This is a genomic window from Nocardia miyunensis NBRC 108239, assembly GCF_001613065.1.
Lineage (GTDB): Bacteria > Actinomycetota > Actinomycetes > Mycobacteriales > Mycobacteriaceae > Nocardia > Nocardia miyunensis.
In genome coordinates, this window is record NZ_BDBQ01000040.1 from 48,082 (window position 1) to 65,159 (window position 17,078).

Sequence of the window (17,078 nt, forward strand, 5' to 3'; positions counted from 1 at the left end):
ACAGTGAGGAGCTGGAATGACCCGACCTCCGATCGTCTCGGTGCAGACCGACAGTCCCGAGTCGGCTACCTTCGCCGACACCGCCGGGCGGCTGATCGACGACATCCCCGACGAGCGTGCGCTGACCGCCGCGATACGCGACGAGCTCGCCGCCGTACCGGCCGCCGGATTCGCCCCGTCCGCCTGGGCGGGAGGAGCGACCGAATGACCACGATGCGGACACACGCCGTCGCCGGCGCCTGGGACGAGCCCGAGGGCGCCACGCCGCGCGGCACCGTCGTACTGCTTCCCGGGCGTGGTGAGACCGCCGCGTCGTACGCGCGTCTGGGTCGGCGGCTATCCGCCGACGGGTACCGGGTGCGGTACGTACGGGTGGAGCTCGCGGACGTCCCCGGCACCCGCGCGGCCGTCGAAGAGCTGTTGGCGCAGGAGTCCCTACCGACGCCCCGGGTCTTACTCGGGTCGGACAGCGGTGCCGCGCTAGCGGCACGGTTCGTGTCGGAGCTGCCCGTGGAAGGCGCTGTGCTGGCGGCGATCGCGCTCCCGTCGTCCGCGTTGCGAAGTTCTGCGGCCGACACGGTGGATAGCGCTTGGGCAGACGAGATCGACGCGCGCACCGCGTGCCCGGTGCACCGCGCCGTGCTATCGGCGGACGAGGAGTTCGCGCGCGGCGCGATAGCTTCGCCGGTGCCGTGGGAGACCGTCGCCATCGGAGCACAGGACCGGCCGACGCTCGCTCTGCACGGCACCGACGATCGCGTCACGCCGCTCACCGCAGCCCTCGACGCGTACGGGCAAGCGCCCCGCACCGATGTCCGCCTCGTGCAGGGTGGGCGACACGACGTGCTCAACGATGTCGCGCACCGATCTGTCGCGGCGACGATCGTGCTGTTCCTCGAGTCGCTGCGAGTGGGGCCTGGTGCCCCGCCGATCGTGACCGGCCTGGGTTGAATGCATGACTCAGGGGTAGGTCGCCTGCGATCGGATGCGGGCGCGCGGACCGTGAGCCGACCAGGACCGCAACGGCCGAGTGCCGGGCGGGATCGGTGAGCGGCTCCGTTGCGGACTCGCTTTCTCCGGCCTGTCGAACTGTCCCGATCAGCGGTGCTCCTGCCCTCGGTCGTTCCGGAGGTTCTCGACGGTGACCGGCTCGATCCTTTCCGCAGCCGGTAGTTCGAATCCGAATACCTGTCCGTAGAAACTCAATTCGGAGTCCAGTGCCTTGCGGATGTTCTCGGCTCGTCGGAACCCGTGCTGCTCTCCGGCGAAGAGGAGGTAGGCGACCGGGATCTGCCGTTCGCGCAGCGCGTCGACGATCATCTGTGATTGATTGGGTGGCACCACGGCGTCCTCGCTGCCCTGTAAGACGATCAGCGGGCTGCGGAATCGGTCGATATGGTGGATCGGTGACCGTTCACGGTAGAGGTCACGTTCGGACGGGTATCGGCCGATCAGTCCGTCGAGATAGCGGCTCTCGAATTTGTGGGTCTCGGCGGCGAGGGCCTCGAGGTCGCAGATTCCGTAATGGTCGGCGCCCGCGGAGAAAGGTGTGTCCGCTCGGGCCAGTGCGGCCAGCGTCGTGTAGCCGCCGGCCGAGCCGCCGCGGATGGCGAGTCGGCGCGGATCGACGCGTCCGTTGTCGGCGAGCCATCGGGCGGCTGCGATGCAGTCGGCCACGTCCACCACACCCCAGGCGTCGCGCAGCAGTTCGCGGTAGGCGCGCCCGTAGCCGGTGGAGCCGCCGTAATTGACGTCCGCGACGGCGAATCCGCGGCTGGTCCAGTACTGGGTACTCGGTGCGAGCACGGGCAGCGCCTGCGAGGTCGGGCCGCCGTGGATGATGACCAGCAGCGGCGGCAGTTCCCCGTCGGGACCGCGGTATCGGCTGCTCGCGGGCGGGTAGTACAGCGCGTGCGCGGTGCGTGGTGCGCCGGTGCGATCTGTCGAAGGGAACGAGATCGGTTCGGGGACAGAGACATCGGTAGGTTCGAGACCGAGATCGCGTGGAGCGCGCAGGGTTTCGAGTTCGAGGGATGAGCCGGCGAACGTGATGCGATAGATGCCGGGTTCGGCGGTGGGTGTGCCCGCTACCACGATCACGGCGTTCTGGTCCGCTCGCTCGACCGCGGCGATCGCGGAGAAGGGGAGCTCCAGATCGGTCACCGATCCGTCCGGGTGACGCATGGCGAGTCCGTCGTAGCCGTCGCGCCAACGGGCGAACACGATGCGGTGATCGTCGAGCACCGCGTAGCGTGCCGAGCCGAGTTGCCATGCGGGCACACCGATTTCGGCACCCACCTCGATGACGGCCTCGATGTCGCCGCGGGGTGTCCATCGGTGGAGATTCCACCATCCGTTGCGGTCGGACAGGAACAGCAGAGAGCCGTCTTCCTGCCAGCGCGGTTCCTGCACCGACTCACCCGGGCCGCCCGCCACGACGGTGTCCGTACCGGTCGCCAGATCACGCACGCGCAGGACGGTGTCGTCCCATGGCATCGACGGGTGATCCCAGGTGACCACGGCGAGCAGGGCCTCGTCCGGGCTCAGTCGCGGTGCGGCGACGAAATCCGTTCCGCTGAACAGGATTTCCGGCTGTGAAGGTCGCTCGGCGGACAGCCGGACGATCTCGTTGCGTACATCGATCGCGCCGCGTCCGCCGACTGGATGGCTCTCCCGGATCGCCACGGTGGTGGCGCCGTCCGGACCGACTGCGCCGTCGCCGTAGCGGTCACCGCGCGGTACGGCGGGTTCCGGGCTCAGCGCGACGGGCACCCCGCCCGGCGCGATCCGGTACAGCCGCTGATCGGCCCAGTTGACGAAATAGAGCACTGCGTCGCGCACCCACCATGCGGCGCCGCCGTATTCGTGGACCGCGGTGCGGGCGTTCATCCCGTCGGGCAGCAGGTCGGTGCGCGTTCCGTCGGTGGCGCGGCGCACGATCTGGGTCCGGCCTCCTTCGTCGGGCCGTCCCTCCGACCAGTACACGTCGGTCCCGTCCACCCGTACCTCGCCGAGGCGCACAGCGGCGCTGACGACACTCTCGGAGGTGATGGAAGTGGGCCAAGACCCGAAGGGCAACTCGGTGATCGTCACCAGGACAGGCTAGTCGCCGTCGACGGCGCATTCGGGTGCCCCACAACCACCGCAAGACACCCATCGGGATACACCGACATCGTGCGGCGGGTAGATATCTCTTCGAGCTTCGGAAACAGTTTCGCGGGTTGCCGCCCCGGCAGGGCACATCGAACATGGGACCGGAAGTGACCCGCGGTTTTCGCGGCAACCCACGTGGTCCAGGTTCGGTCTCAGGCGCGGCGCGGGGCGTACATGATGACCGCGACGCCGATGAGGCAGATGATCGCACCGGTAATGTCCCAGCGATCGGGGCGGAACCCGTCGGCGGCCATACCCCACAGTAGAGATCCGGCGACGAACACGCCGCCGTAGGCGGCGAGGATGCGCCCGAAGTTGGCGTCGGGCTGGCCGGTGGCGACGAAGCCGTAGACACCCAGGGCGATGACACCGGCCCCGATCCAGACCCAGCCGCGGTGTTCGCGCACGCCTTGCCAGACCAGCCAGGCGCCACCGATTTCGGCGATGGCAGCCGCAACGAACAGCAGGATCGAGCGCACCACGGTCATCGGCGAAGTCTAAATGCCTGGTTGCGGCAAGACCCGGTGGCGCCTCGCCGGCCCGAGGCTCGCACAGGAACTCGCTGCGGGCCCACCAGCGGCGGGCCGTGGCCCGTTCAGCAGCCGCAGCTGCCTCCTTCACCAGTGCCCTCGGTGTCGAGCGGCACAGGGCAGATAGGAGATTCACCGCAGCCGAACCTCTTTCATATCGGCTGCACTGGTGGCGCGGACAGTGGCGCCGATTACGCTCGAAGAAGGTCGGTCGAGACCGCCCAGAGATGCTCCGCGGCAGCGGGATCGAGCGCCCATTCCTTGACGCCGTGCGGGTGCTGTGCGAGCTCGGAGTCGTTCGGCACGGTGTAGGCCTCCTGTGCGTCGTCGAGGTAGTGCCCACCGGTGTGCGCGAATTGCGGGGCGACGGCTGCGACGATGCTGGTTGCGGCCCCCTGCCCGACCGTCTTGTACGTGAAGACGCCGGCGGCCTCGGCCGCGTCGAGCGACTCCCTCTGCTGGGTCGTGAAGTTCCGTTGCAGCCCGGTCGCGACACCGCCCGGGTTGACCGCATTGGCGACGATGCCGTCGGACGCCCAGAGCCGGGTCGCTTCGACGGTGAACAGGGAGTTCGCGGTCTTCGATTGGGCGTAGGCGATCTGGGGATCGTAGCTTCGGCGCTCGAAGTGGAGGTCGTCGAAATCGATTCCGGAACGCATGTGCGCTGTCGAGCTGACCGAGACGATCCGCGCCCCGTCGCGCTCCGCAGCCCCCCGCGCCAATGCGTCGCGGAGCCCCACGGCGAGGCCGAAGTGGCCGAGGTGGTTCGTCGCGAACTGCAGCTCCCAACCCTCGGCGGTGCGCTCGAGGCCGCTCGTGACGACCCCGGCATTGTTGATCAGGAGATGCAGCGGGCCACTCCACGCATCGACGAAGGCGGTGACCGTGTCTCGGTTCGCAAGATCGAGTCGAACAACGCGCGGCCGGATCGCTCCGGTCGACCGCTCGATCTCGTCCGCGACGGTGTTTCCCGCATCACGATTACGGACCGCAAGTGTCACCTCAGCACCGGCTGCAGCCAGCACGCGGGCCGTCTCGGCACCGAGTCCGGAGGACCCGCCCGTGACGATCGCGCGTAGTCCGCCGAGGTCGATGCCGTAAAGCGCCTCTTCGGCGGTGGTGGCAGCGCTGAAAGCGGTGGTGATGAGAGCAGGCAAGGTCATATCGCCAACTATACGGAGTGAACGATACTTGTAAAGTTAGACTACTCCTCTTAGGCTCGACTCATGAGCAATCGGGAAGCACGCAGCGAGAGTGTGGCGACCGTCGGAGCGGATCGTCGCGTGGCTGTCCTGGATTCGGCGCTCGCCACATTCGCGCGATTCGGATACCGCAAGACATCGATGGAAGACGTCGCCCGGGCCGCACATATCTCGCGCCCCGGTCTCTATTTTCTGTTCGCGTCCAAGGAGGATCTCTTCCGCGCCGCCGTAGGCCAGGCTCTAGAGCAGGACATTGCTGAGGTGGAGCGGATTCTGGGGGAGTCCGACCGATCGCTCCGTGACCGACTTCTGGATTCGTTCGACCGCTGGGCTGGTCGTTACATCGGTCCGATGACCCGCGACGTCGCGGCAGTGATCGAGGGCAATCCCGACCTTCTCGGAACCATCGTGGAGACCGCGCCGCGACGCTTCGAAGAATTGATCACGGACGCGATTGCCGTCGAGTCGGGCGGAGAGGCGGCCGCCAAGGTGGCGCAGACGATGATCAGCGCATCGATCGGCATCAAGCACCAAGCCGGCTCACGGGAGCTCTACCTCGAACGCCTCGAGGTCGCTCTGGATCTCCTGGTGCCCTGAGGACGGCGTGCGGCCGAGCCCTCCCGCCGCCCTCCTATGGGGCTCCTTCGGGCGCGGCGAATGGATCGACGCCGGTGAGCATCGAACTGGCGGACCACAATTCGGCGGCGGTGCCGGGATCGGTCAGGTGCGCTCGGGGCGTCTCCCGATGTGCTTGTCCGCGAAGGCCGAAAATCCTTGGCCCCCACAGTTCCCCACCGGTGATGCCGGTGTCCAGGACCGTTCGGACGATGGCTCGGGCCCCCGCGTGCTTGCCGTGCAGCACGATGCCCGCGGGCAGTCCGCGCATTCGCTGGGACGCGGTGCGGACGAACAACGGTGGCCGAGCAGGAGTCAGCGAGTCCAGTGCGCCGCCGGGATGGACGACGATGCTGGCGGTGGTGGCACCGCGTGCTCGCAGCCGCCGATCGAGTTCGAAACCGAACAGCATCTGAGCCAGTTTCGATCGGCCGTAGCTGCGCTTGGCTCGATAGTCGTGCTCCGATTGCAGATCGGCAAGCTCCAGCCGCTCCGACCGCGCGGCGAAACTGCCCACGGTGATCACCCGGCTGTTCTCCGCCGCGGCCAGTACGGGCTCCAAGTGAGCGACCAGGGCGAAGTGTCCGAGATGGTTTGTCGCGAACATCAATTCGTGGCCTCGAGAGTCGATGCGGCGGTCCGGGCCCGAGGCCATCACCCCGGCGTTGAGTACGACCGCGTCCAGGCGCTCGACTCCGAGGTCGGCCACCGTCGCCGGCAGCGAGGACAGATCCGCCAGATCCAGGCGCACCCACCGGAGTCGAGCGTCCGGAACCCGTGCGCGGATCGTCTGCGCCGCGAGCTCGGCCTTGGCGGTGTCGCGGCAGCCCAGCACCACGGTGGCGCCGCCGGCCGCGAGTTGTTCGGCGACGAAGTACCCGATGCCCGCGCTGGCTCCGGTAACCAGAACCGTCTTCCCCTCGGCCCGCCGGCCGATATGCCATGTCATGCCCTCGAGCCTCACCTCCCGCGCTTGCACCGCGCTCACATTCCGCTGGCGCCGCACCTCCGGGGTTCGGCGCCAGCCGCGACGTTTCCGTACGCAGCTCTACGACGCGACCGAATTCGGTTCGACGTGGTGAATTGCTTTGACCGACGAACGTGGTGCGAGTTTCGTTCAGGCCGGATCGGCTACCCAGCACCGCCCTGATCGGTCCAGGCGACAACGCGTAACGGAAACGAGCCCATCCCGCGCACCGGCGCCGGCAGCGCGACCAGCCTGGCGCCGATGTCGGGAACCGCGTCCAGGTTGGTCATCTGCTCGATGATCGGAATTCCCGCACCGAGCAGAGCGTGATGGCACGGCCGCGTCGGCAGCGACGTGTCGTCGATGTCGAGCGAGTCGATTCCGACCAGCGCTACGTTGGCGGCGACCAGTGCATCCGCGACCTCGCCCACCAAGAAGGGATGGCCGGGGCCGCGGTACGCCGGCGAACCCCACCGGGCCGACCAGCCGGTGTGCACGAGTACCGCCTTGCCCCACAACCGTGCGGGGTCGCCGAGCGTATCCGGCCCCACCGCGCGGGCGCCCACCGCGCGGATCATCACGATCGCGACGTTGAACAGCCGTTCCAGCGGTAACTCGGCGATATCTGCGCGGTCGGCGTGGAATTGAAAGGGCGCGTCGATATATGTCCCGGTATTGCCGACCATGTTCACGCGCGCGATGTCGTAGGTCATGCCGATCAGCCGCGACCGCTCACGCGAGAGCTCCGTGGTGATCCGCGGACCAGGCAGGCCGGCGCAGGTGAGCATGCCGTCCGAGATCGGATGGGACAGCTCCACCATGACCTTGCTCATACCAGCGACCGTACCGGCCGACGCTCCGCCGTGGACTTGCGGATCTCGATGTCGTGATCGCGTTCGCCGGTCCCGGCCGGTATTCGAGGAGAATCATGGCGGTCACGGCGTTTTCGATTGCTGAACGGTAGCTGGGGCATATTATTGCTGAATGGCCCAATGTGAGGTTTGTGGCAACGAGTACTCGATGGCATTCACGGTCGAGGCGCAGGGCGCCCGGCACGTATTCGACAGCTTCGAATGCGCTATTCACAAGCTGGCACCTATCTGCGAGCACTGTCAGTGCCGGATCATCGGCCACGGAGTGGAGGCGGACGGGCGCTTCTTCTGCTGCGCGCACTGCGCGTTGTCCGAAGGCGCCAAGGGGTTGGTCGACCATATTTGACGGCGCGAGCGACTCCGCGGACTCCTAGGTCGGGGTATCCAGCACAGCGCGCAGCGGACACAGCACAAGGCGATCATCGCATCGTCGCCAACGACCGAGGGTTACAGCACGTTGTCTGCCCTCGGTCGTCTGGCGCTGTTGCCGTGCTGTTCATGGGGCGGGGGTAATCCGGGGTGAGATCGTCGATCGGCTCTGCCAGGACGGAAACACGTCGTTCCAGCACCGGCAATGTGTGAGTCCGGGTGTCGGGCAGAATAATCAGCGCACTAACCGCGTCCATCCGAATCTGCTGAGCCGATCGAGGTTTCGCATTGAACTACGACGAATGGCATGTGACCGGCGCCGCCGAATGGACCGAGCTGGCCAACAGCATCGTCCCGATGGATCACCGATATCGAGATCGGGATCGGTGGCAGGTCGATCTGATCATGCAATGGTCGGCCACCTACAGCCTGCTGAGCTGGGATCAGCCGGGCGACCGTGTCGCCTTCCGCACGCCCTCGCATATTCGCCGGGTACCTGCCGAGCACTTCTACTGGCTGGTCGTCCCGGAGCACGGCGGGTTCTCCGTCGGGGATGACGACGAAACCAACAGCATCGCACCGGGGCAGGCGCTGCTGCTGGGATTGGACCGATCCTGTCGGCTGCGGGTGCCCGGCTCGATGGCCTATGCCATGCAGATCCCGCGCACCGATGTCGACCACGCAATCTCGCCGATCGGAAGGCGGCGGCCGCATCTCGATCTGAGGTCCGGTCTGGGCCGGATCGTGCATGGCATGATTCGCGACCTGCATGCCGAACGCTCGCAGCTCACCAGCCGCCAATTCAACGCGGTCTGTGATCGGATCACCGAACTGGTGTGCATGATGGCCGTGGGCGATAACGGCCCGCAGTCGGCCCATCTGGCGGAGATCGCCGAGACCGTGCGCCGGTACGTGCGCGCCAACATCGGAGTCGCGGACCTGCGGATGCCCGCGGTGGCGCGGGCGCTCGGCTGGTCGCCACGACAGTTGCGCATTGCGTTGCAGCAAGCCGGGACTACGTATCGTGAAGTGCGCCAGGACGAATCACTGCGCGTCGCGCGCGATCTGCTCGAAAACTTGGATACGACAATGACGGTCGGTGAGATCGCGGTGCGAAGCGGATTCACTGTCACCTGGTTCTCGGCCGCGTTCAAGGTGCGATACGGCGAAACGCCACGAGAATTCCGCAGGCGCCGGCTCGCCGAGGGGCTCGGGCGGCCGGCGCCGCCGGTCAGTCGGCCGGATACAGCCGCACCGGCAGGGCGAGTGGGCCCGCGGTCATGATCTGCGGACTGATCGCGAGCAGTGCCGAATCTTGTGCCAGGCGCAACAGCGGGAAGCGGTTGAACAAGGCCGACAACGCAATACGCGCCTCCAGCCGGGCCAGCGGAGCACCCAGGCAGACGTGCGGGCCACGCCCGAAGGCCAGCTGACCACGGTGGTCATGATCGATGTCGAAAACATCGGCCTCCGGGTAGCGTTCCGGGTCCCGTCCGACATTGCCGTTCCAGATGACGATGGCGCCCTTCGGCAGGTCTACACCCGCGATGGTGACATCGCGCTGCGCGTACCGGAGATTGGCGCTGTACACCGGAGACCGGTAGCGCAGTGCCTCCTCCACCACATCCGCCCAGCGGTCCTGGGTCAGCGCCTTGTCCAGCTGTTCGGGATTGTCGCTCAGCGCGGTGATCGCGTTGGCCAGCAGGTGCACGGTTGTCTCGTGTCCGGCCATGATCACCAGCCACAACATGTTGACCATATCGTCGGTGGTGAGGTTGTCGGTGTTGGCCGCCAGCATCGCCGAAGTCAGGTCGTCACCCGGTTCGCGCCGTTTGGCCTCGAGGAAATCTCCCAGGAACGCCAGCATCTCGCCCATGGCCGCCTGCATCTGCTCAGCGGTGCTGGTGTGCGACATGAGGATGGCAGCCCAATCCCGCAACCGCGACTGATCTGCGTCCCGCACCCCGTACAGTTCGCAGATCACCCGCACCGGAAACGGAAGTGTGAAACGTGGAATGAGATCCACTTCGCCCTGCTCGTCGGCGAAGCCGTCGATGAGTTCCGCCGCGATCCGTCGGATCTGCGACTCGAGTGCGGCGACCCGCGCGGGTGTGAACGCGGCGCTGATCGTCTTGCGTAACCGTCGATGGTCTTCGCCGTCCTTGTTCAACATGTGGTCGATGTCGGTAAACGCGCGCATCGGCCAATCGGCGGGAATGGTGCCGTCGTGTAGAGCCGGACACTTCTGAGCATTCTTGCTGAAAACGGTGCCGTCGCCCGCGAGCACTTCGCTCACGGCTTGATAGCTCATCGCTGTCCAGGCCGCGACACCGCCGGTCAGTTCGACTGGAACCAGCGGCCCGCGCCGAGCGATCCGCTCGTAGGTCTCGAGTACTGTTTCTCCTGCGGTGGGTAGCTGGATGACCGAATCCGTCATGATGTCTCCGATGATCTGATCGAACGAGAGCGCCGGACCTTTCCGGTCCGTGCCTCGCTCAGTGTCGATCACCACCGCAGCCCTGGCGGGACGAGTCCAATTCTTTGCCTCGCAACGGAATTCGCAGTCTTCGGAACGTAACGCCCGAGTGTGGACGCTGTGCCGGGCGGGCGCGCACGCCGAGCCGCAAGTCCTTCGCGTCGAGAACGAAAACGGGAAAATCGGCGAGCGTCGAGCTCGGTGCAGATCCGGAAGTCGGAGTGAGTCGGCATGTCTGGCCTCGAGTTGCCGAAATCCTCAGCAGCACAGGCGAGTTCGAACGGTACCTGCGCAGGCCGACAGCCGATGACCGTTCATGGCAAGGGACTGAGCCTAGCCTCTAGCGCACTCCGGAGTCAGGCGCAGCAGCGCCAGGCCGTGGGGCGCGACGCCGAACTGGCTGACCAGACCGGTTGTCGTCGCCGATGTGTGGGCCCACAAGTCGCGCACCGTATAGCACTGTGCGCTCGGCAATCCGGCCGCAGAGGCCGTAGTGCTGATGTCGGCGGGGCGGTCGTCCGGGTTGTACAGGGCGACCGCGACCGAGCCGTCGGAGAGTGGTTTGACCATGACATGATCGTCGGTGGGCAGGAAGGTTCCCTGCACCGATGCCGGGTCCTGGTCGACGGCGATGACCTCATGGTTGGTGAGTATCGTCCGGGTCTGCTCGGTCATGGCACGTACGTCGTTGCCCGCGATCAGGGGCGCGGCCAGCATGGCCCACAGCGAGAAATGCGTGCGCTGTTCCTCGGTTGTCAGGCTGTACTGCGGATCCCGCAGGGCCGCAAGCTGTTCCGGGGTCAGCGTCAACAGCGATGTCGCGCGTTTGACGGCCGCGCGGGCGGAGATCCGCTGTTGCAGAGTCAGCGGCAGCGCCTTCAGCGCCGCGCTGGGCACCGTACCCGGGTGCATGCCGAGGAACTCGGCCAACTGGGTGCCGACGACCAGCATGTCGGGATCGTTCCAGTAGCCAGGACGGCTGCGCGCGGCGACAGGAGTCGCAGCGGCCAACTGATCGGTGATGCCCAGAAACTGCTCCGACGAGAAGTCGTTCACCGCGACGACCGGAGTTCCGTTGTGCCAGAACGGGTACAGATCGTGGGCGTTGCGAGTCAGGTCCGCGATACGGGACCAGTCGTAGTCCCGCGCCGCGTGCAGTCCGGCGGAACTGTTCGGGTTGATGCTGTAGAGGATGTGGCGGCCGGTGGCGCGCAACGCATCTCGCATCGCCGTGAACACGCGCACCTGAGTGGTCAGGTCGTCGTCGTTACGGCACCAGTCGTATTTCAGGAAGTCCACGCCCCAGGCGGCGAAGGTCCGCGCGTCCTGATTCTCGTGCCCGGCGCTCGCGTTCAGCAGGGATTGACCGCAGGTTTCGTTGTACGGGCTGGAGTACAGCCCCAGCAACATCCCCCGGTCGTGGGCGTAGCGCGCCAGCGCGGCGATTCCGCTGGGGAATCTTTGCGGGTCGGCCACCAGGTTCCCGGCGGCATCGCGAGCGGCTGCCGCCCACCCGGCGTCGAGATTCACATAGCGGTAGCCCGCATCCCGCATTCCCGAACTCACCAGGGCGTCGATCATCGTGCGGATGTTGGCTTCGGTCAACGGGATTCCGGAGTTCCACGAGTTCCATCCCATCGGCGGGCCCGCGCTCGCGGGTTCGGCGGCCGCGGTCGGTACCGGAGCCACGCCGAGCACCGCGGTCACCGTACAGACCGCCACAACCCAATGAAGAATCCGCATCGCGCCGCGACGTCGGGTGGCGGCGAACTTCACCGTTGTAGACCGGAGCATGACGTCATGGTCGCAGCGTCTCGCTGATGGGAAGGATTTGTGATCGCTCACATGGAGCCAGGGGAGGCGTTGACCGACGCCGTGATCGGTTTGCTGCCGGCGCCTCGCGCCGCGTCAGTCGACAGGCCCCCGGGCGGTCAGCACGGTTCTGAGCACGTGCTCGACCGCGGACTCGAACAGCGCTCCCCGTAGCTCGTTTCGTTCGGCGAGGTTGCGGGTGGCGAGGTCGAGCATCTGGTCGGGCGTCATGCGGCGAACCACCAGGGCGGCAACGTCTTCCAGATCGAGGTCGCTGTTCGCGTTGTCCAGTCTGGTCAGGGCGAACGCGACCACGATTTCCTCGTCGGTCATACCTCGCCTCCCGCCGTTCGCTCGTGCGGCAACCCCTTGGTAGCCAGGCTCAATGCTACGGCGTCGGTCCTCTTGCCTCCCATATGAGCGGGCACACACGATGCTGCGGCGGGCGGCGCAGCCCAGGTCATTTCGGGGCGAGACTTACAGGCGGTGGAACCCCCCGCGATGTGGTCAGGATCGCCCTCGACTTCAGCGGCGGCGTGACATCGGTGCGCCTGTCGCTGGTGATCATGTCGGCGCGGCGGCTCAGATCCCGTTGATCCGTTCAGGCTCGATGACGAACATGACCCGCACCTGGTCGCGGCCGCCGTACCACGGGTACGGCCCGCCGAGATAGCGCTGGGCGAGCTCCTCGATGTGCTGGGTCGCGCCCTCTTTCCGCACCTCCCGCACGCGTCCGCGTACCTGGAAGTACCGGCGCTGCTGCGCGGGATCGGTGACCGTGAGCGCCACCCGCGGATCGCGCTGGATGTTCTTCGTCTTCACGTGTGTGAGCACGCTGTTGATCAGCACATGCTCGCCATCGGTGTCCACCCAGGTCTGGGTGACCTGCGGCGACCCGTCCGGCATTGTCGTGGCCAGATAGCACAGCACGGGTTGCTGGAGCAGGTTGATGAGGTCTTCAGGCATCTTCACATGCATCACTCTATGAGCGCGTCTCGGCAACCCGCCTGTGGTCGGGTCGATCGCTGCCGATGCGGGTCCGTCCTCACCCACGTCCGAACCGTCTCGGGATGCCCTACACCCGACAACTCGGCGACCGCGTGCATCGCCGCCCACTCCGACCGGTGCCGCTCGGAGATCGGATGGTTGTGGATCGCCGAAATCTACTGGCGTGAGCGGGTTCTCGCCTCAGTGGTGTTCCGGGGGTACACGTCTCGATCGAAGGGCGGCGACGATCGGCACCCGGATTGGCACCGCGATCTCCAAGCTCATCCGGATGCCGAACCGGTGATCTACGCGCGTCGGCGCAGGGTGCGCACCCGCACCTGGGCCGACTTGTCCATCGGGCATGAGGTAGGGCGGCAACGTTCTGGAAGTCATTGCCTGACAGTGGAGTTCGCTCGCAGCGCCTCGTGTCGTCCGTCCATCGGTTGTGTGCTCGGGGTGGTCGGTTCCTGGTGCTCGGGTGAGGTCGCGGAGTGTGACGTCGGTGTGCTGCGCCCGGCTGAGGTGTCCGCGTGCCGAGCCGCGGTCAGGCGCGCGAGCGCGGCCTCGGTGAAGACCGACAACCCGAGATCGGGGTTGTATCCGTGAATCTCCTTGACGTCGAGCTGGGCCAGAAAATACAGGATGGCCCTCGAGATCACCTGGCCCGGGACGAGTACCGGGAAGCCCGGCGGGTAGGGGACGACCAAGGTGGTGGACACCAGGGGCTTTCCGTTGGCGAGGCGTCGCGCGGCGTCGCCGAGCAGGACGTGTTCGCGGTCGGACTCCTCGTACCCGGCGTAGAAGGCCGTTCGCATGTCGCCGAACGAGCTGGCGCCATCGGGACGGAATGCGCTGTCGAACTCACTGAAGTCGGGCAGCGGCGGCAGATCCTTGGTGATCTCGTCGACCCGGCGCTGGTGCAGGGCGCGATCGGCCCTACCGGCCGCGCTCTGGCCGCGTTCGAAGTCGGTTGCCACCCGGCGCAGCACGTCGAGCAAGTAGTGCACGCTCGACCAGGTGACGCCGATCGTGAAGATCAACAGCACACTGTTGATCGAGGTCTTGTTGATCTGGATGCCGAACCGGTCCATCAGGATCTTCTCGCGGAAGTCGTACCCGTTCATGCCGGTCTTGCCGATGAACAGGGTGACCCGGGTCGGGTCGAGCACGAACTGATCGGACCGCCACGCCTCGTTCCACTCTGCCAAGCCACCCTGCCTGACCTGCCGGTACGAGCTGACTTCGGACAGCCGGAACTCGTCGGGCACCAGGTCGGCCTCGTCGAGGATGCGGAACCACTTGCCGATCAGCCGGTCTTTGCGGACGCGGTGACGGAAGACCAGCGCCATGTTGTAGGCGTGCCGGACCATCTGGAAGCCTTCGAGGTCGACCTGCCGGCGCGCCAAGTCCAACGAGGCAAGGAGTTGCTGATTCGGCGACGTCGAGGTGTGGGTCAAGAACGCCTCACCGAACGCCTCGCGGGCGAGAGCATTGAAATCCTGGTCGCGAACATGGATCATCGACGCCTGCCGAAGCGCCGACAGTGACTTGTGGGTGGAATGTGTCGCGTACACGCGTACCCGCGCGCGTGCGGGGTCGGGAAGCAGCCGGTGATCGCTCCACTCGGCGCGGTCGACTCCCCGCATCGACGCACGCCACGCACGGTACTGTTCGGCGTACCCGGGCGAGGACAACGTCGATTCGAGTTGCTCGGCGGCGACCATCGCGGTCCGCTGCCGCGCCCACGGGACCGCGGTCGCGAACGCGTACCACGCCTCGTCCCACAGGAAGCAGATGTCCGGCTTGATCGCCAGGACCTCCTCCATCACGCGCCGGGGGTTGTAGACGATGCCGTCGAATGTGCAGTTGGTGAGCAGCAGCATGCGCACCCGGTCCAGTTGCCCGGCCGCCTCGAGGTCCAGCAGTGCCTTCTTGATGGTGTGCAGGGACACCGCTCCGTAGATCGCGAACGGCTCGAGCGGGTAGGCGTCCAGGTACATCGGGTATGCCCCGGCGAGCACCAGGCCGTAGTGGTGCGACTTATGGCAATTGCGGTCGATCAGGACGATATCGCCCGGCCGGGTCAGGGCCTGCACGACAATCTTGTTCGCGGTGGATGTGCCATTGGTGACGAAGTACGTGTGATCGGCACACCATGTCAGGGCGGCCTTGTCCATCGCCGCCCTGATCGTGCCGTGTGGGTCCAGCAGCGAGTCCAGCCCACCGGATGTGGACGACGTCTCGGCCATGAAGATGTTGCGGCCGTAGAACTCGCCCATGTCCTGCAGCGACTTGGAGTTGAAGATGCTGGCGCCACGAGCGACGGGAAGGGCGTGGAATTGGCCGACCGGCGCGGTGGCATAGGTACGCAGAGCGTCGAAAAACGGTGTGGCGTAACGGCTTCGGATGCCGGCGAGTATCGTGCTGTACAGGTCGGTGGCATCGTTGAGCCGATAGAACGTGCGGTCGTAGACGTCCAGCGCGTCCTCGGTCTCCGCGCCGATCGACTCGGCGGTGAGCAGATACAGGTCGATGTGCGGCCGTAGCTGTCTGATCCACTCGCCGCATTCGATCCAGTCGTGGGTTCGGTCGGTCACGACCGCGTCGTCGTTGACGCCGAGCAATGTGGTCATCAGCGGCACTCGGTCGCGTGAGCGCAGCGGCAGGTCGTGCCGGATTATCGCCGCCTGAATCTCGCCGTTCAACGCGACGGCGGTGATGGCGTCCTCGATGCTCGCCACGACGAGCAGCTCGAACTGGACATCTTCGGACGGGTCACGAAGCGCCCGCAGGCTCTGCGCCAGGCTCTCGGGAGCCTCGGGAGGGGAGTCGTCGCCGAGCAGGACGGTGTAGAACTGCTGCCGTTCGGTCCGCGCCACGAGTTCCTGATCGGGCAACGGCGCGGATGTGTCGAACACGGCCGCGTGGTCGCCGTATTCGGCAAGCAGGCGAACGGCCAGCGACACCTCCTCGGCGAGCTGTGCGGTGGCATGGTCGGCGAGATATCCGCGAAACGCCGCTACTCGCGCCGCGCCCGGATACAGCCAGTACCGCTCGTACGCCCCGAGACGATCGAGCAGCCGCCGCACCTGGGCGGCTTCGTGGGTGGTGTCCAGTCCGGCACGGTTGACATCGGCGAGCTGACGGCACGCATCGTCGAGCAGATTCCACGTATCGATTCGCGAGTACGACGGGTTCGCCACCGTCGCCAAGGCGGAAACATCGAGCCGTCTCGGGCGCGCGTCGTCTGGGTGCATGTCGTCGGTTTCGCCTCCGATCAGTGCGGGCGAAGCATATCGACGACGGCGGATCGACCCGGGGACATTCCTCCCTGCGCGTATCGCATCCTGCCGTCGAGCAAATTCCTGGCATACTCCGCCTGAAACATATTGTAGATACCTGGTCGTCCACCGGGAACGAGCAATCACCGCTCGCGAATCCGAGGCATGACAGGTCGAGGGCTCGGCGTAGCGATCATTTACCGGAAAGATCCAGGGGACCGCCGATGATCAAGGTCGCGACGATGGATCCGTCCGGGTTCGGGGCGCCGCGCACGAAAATCGTATAGCCGACGGCGATATCGGATATCCCTCTGACACCCAGTGCCAGCACCTCGGTGGCCGGGGTGCTGTGCACCACGACTGTGCCGCCGAGCAGCGCCTGCACGGTCAACGTCGTCCCGTCGGTGGCGGCGACCTGTCCGAACGTCATGTCGCGATCGGATTGCGCGGCGGCCGGGGGCGCGGCGGCCGGGGTGCTCGCCACCGGACGCGACGGCGCGGAGGGACGGTTGTCGCTGCGCAGGCAGGAGGACACTACCGCCAGCACCAGCAGCAGGCACAGTCCGATGACGACGAACGACGAGGGCGACATCTCGCGTATTCGCCGGCGCACGGCGGTCCACCGTGCTGGTGGCGAATGAACGACCTCGTCGCGCAACGGCTCCAGGGCATCGCCGGGTTCGGGCAGACGTGACCATGGTGTGCTCAGCTGCCGCATGACTGGAGGTTAGGCGCAATCACGCCGTGCCGCGCGAGACCTATTTTCACCACTGAGGTGGATCCCGCGCACCGGCGACTCCAGCGTCCGGTAACA

The 17,078-nt window shown here is 66.4% G+C and carries 16 protein-coding genes; 5 read left to right on the forward strand and 11 right to left on the reverse strand.

Features of this window, described 5'->3' with window-relative positions; all coding sequences use genetic code 11:
* Window positions 1-16 precede the first annotated feature (16 nt).
* Both NM2_RS17325 and NM2_RS17330 read left to right on the forward strand, forming a co-directional pair.
* Complete coding sequence (locus NM2_RS17325) at window positions 17-208, forward strand: hypothetical protein (RefSeq protein ID WP_067669790.1); 192 nt, start codon at window positions 17-19, stop codon at window positions 206-208.
* Entirely contained in the window at window positions 205-951 is a 747-nt protein-coding gene (locus tag NM2_RS17330) for an alpha/beta hydrolase (RefSeq protein ID WP_067669792.1), read from the forward strand. The genes NM2_RS17325 and NM2_RS17330 overlap by 4 nt, the downstream gene beginning before the upstream one ends.
* Before the next feature lie 147 nt (window positions 952-1,098).
* Here the strand turns inward: NM2_RS17330 and NM2_RS17335 are convergent, their stop codons facing one another.
* The 3 genes from NM2_RS17335 to NM2_RS17345 all read right to left on the reverse strand — a co-directional run bounded on the left by NM2_RS17335 (window position 1,099) and on the right by NM2_RS17345 (window position 4,846).
* A complete protein-coding gene (locus NM2_RS17335; protein ID WP_218025939.1) occupies window positions 1,099-3,093 on the reverse strand; it encodes an alpha/beta hydrolase family protein in 1,995 nt (664 codons plus the stop codon).
* 212 nt (window positions 3,094-3,305) lie between these two features.
* Complete coding sequence (locus NM2_RS17340) at window positions 3,306-3,641, reverse strand: YnfA family protein (protein WP_067669794.1); 336 nt, start codon at window positions 3,639-3,641, stop codon at window positions 3,306-3,308.
* A 233-nt stretch (window positions 3,642-3,874) separates the two neighbouring features.
* Window positions 3,875-4,846: an SDR family NAD(P)-dependent oxidoreductase gene (locus NM2_RS17345; protein WP_067669796.1), complete on the reverse strand. Its 972-nt coding sequence runs from the start codon at window positions 4,844-4,846 to the stop codon at window positions 3,875-3,877.
* Between the two features lie 120 nt (window positions 4,847-4,966).
* Between NM2_RS17345 and NM2_RS17350 the strand changes: the two genes are divergently transcribed.
* Window positions 4,967-5,482, forward strand: coding sequence for a TetR/AcrR family transcriptional regulator (locus tag NM2_RS17350; RefSeq protein ID WP_218025940.1), 516 nt, complete (start codon window positions 4,967-4,969; stop codon window positions 5,480-5,482).
* Between the two features lie 34 nt (window positions 5,483-5,516).
* Here NM2_RS17350 and NM2_RS17355 read toward each other — a convergent pair whose 3' ends face one another.
* Window positions 5,517-6,449 carry an SDR family NAD(P)-dependent oxidoreductase gene (locus NM2_RS17355; protein WP_067669800.1) on the reverse strand — a complete coding sequence of 311 codons (933 nt, stop codon included), beginning with the start codon at window positions 6,447-6,449 and terminating at the stop codon, window positions 5,517-5,519.
* Between the two features lie 182 nt (window positions 6,450-6,631).
* Window positions 6,632-7,300, reverse strand: a complete 669-nt coding sequence (locus NM2_RS17360) for a cyclase family protein (protein ID WP_067669802.1) — start codon at window positions 7,298-7,300, stop codon at window positions 6,632-6,634.
* Window positions 7,301-7,451: 151 nt separating this feature from the next.
* Here NM2_RS17360 and NM2_RS17365 point away from each other — a divergent pair, with 151 nt between their 5' ends.
* Both NM2_RS17365 and NM2_RS17370 read left to right on the forward strand, forming a co-directional pair.
* Complete coding sequence (locus tag NM2_RS17365; protein WP_067669804.1) at window positions 7,452-7,685, forward strand: metallothionein; 234 nt, start codon at window positions 7,452-7,454, stop codon at window positions 7,683-7,685.
* A gap of 311 nt (window positions 7,686-7,996) precedes the next feature.
* Complete coding sequence (locus tag NM2_RS17370; protein ID WP_067669806.1) at window positions 7,997-8,992, forward strand: helix-turn-helix transcriptional regulator; 996 nt, start codon at window positions 7,997-7,999, stop codon at window positions 8,990-8,992.
* Here the strand turns inward: NM2_RS17370 and NM2_RS17375 are convergent.
* The 6 genes from NM2_RS17375 to NM2_RS17400 form a co-directional block, all read right to left on the reverse strand.
* Window positions 8,940-10,145, reverse strand: coding sequence for a cytochrome P450 family protein (locus tag NM2_RS17375; RefSeq protein ID WP_157121141.1), 1,206 nt, complete (start codon window positions 10,143-10,145; stop codon window positions 8,940-8,942). The genes NM2_RS17370 and NM2_RS17375 overlap by 53 nt on opposite strands.
* A gap of 372 nt (window positions 10,146-10,517) precedes the next feature.
* Window positions 10,518-11,978: a glycoside hydrolase family 27 protein gene (locus NM2_RS17380; protein ID WP_245718080.1), complete on the reverse strand. Its 1,461-nt coding sequence runs from the start codon at window positions 11,976-11,978 to the stop codon at window positions 10,518-10,520.
* A gap of 114 nt (window positions 11,979-12,092) precedes the next feature.
* Window positions 12,093-12,329: a hypothetical protein gene (locus NM2_RS17385; RefSeq protein ID WP_067669812.1), complete on the reverse strand. Its 237-nt coding sequence runs from the start codon at window positions 12,327-12,329 to the stop codon at window positions 12,093-12,095.
* 249 nt (window positions 12,330-12,578) lie between these two features.
* On the reverse strand, window positions 12,579-12,974 hold the full coding sequence (locus NM2_RS17390; RefSeq protein ID WP_245718081.1) for a PPOX class F420-dependent oxidoreductase: 396 nt from the start codon (window positions 12,972-12,974) through the stop codon (window positions 12,579-12,581).
* Window positions 12,975-13,372: 398 nt separating this feature from the next.
* Window positions 13,373-16,240, reverse strand: coding sequence for an aminotransferase class I/II-fold pyridoxal phosphate-dependent enzyme (locus NM2_RS17395; RefSeq protein ID WP_084531148.1), 2,868 nt, complete (start codon window positions 16,238-16,240; stop codon window positions 13,373-13,375).
* Window positions 16,241-16,457: 217 nt separating this feature from the next.
* Complete coding sequence (locus NM2_RS17400) at window positions 16,458-16,982, reverse strand: DUF5666 domain-containing protein (RefSeq protein ID WP_067669815.1); 525 nt, start codon at window positions 16,980-16,982, stop codon at window positions 16,458-16,460.
* Window positions 16,983-17,078: the final 96 nt, after the last annotated feature.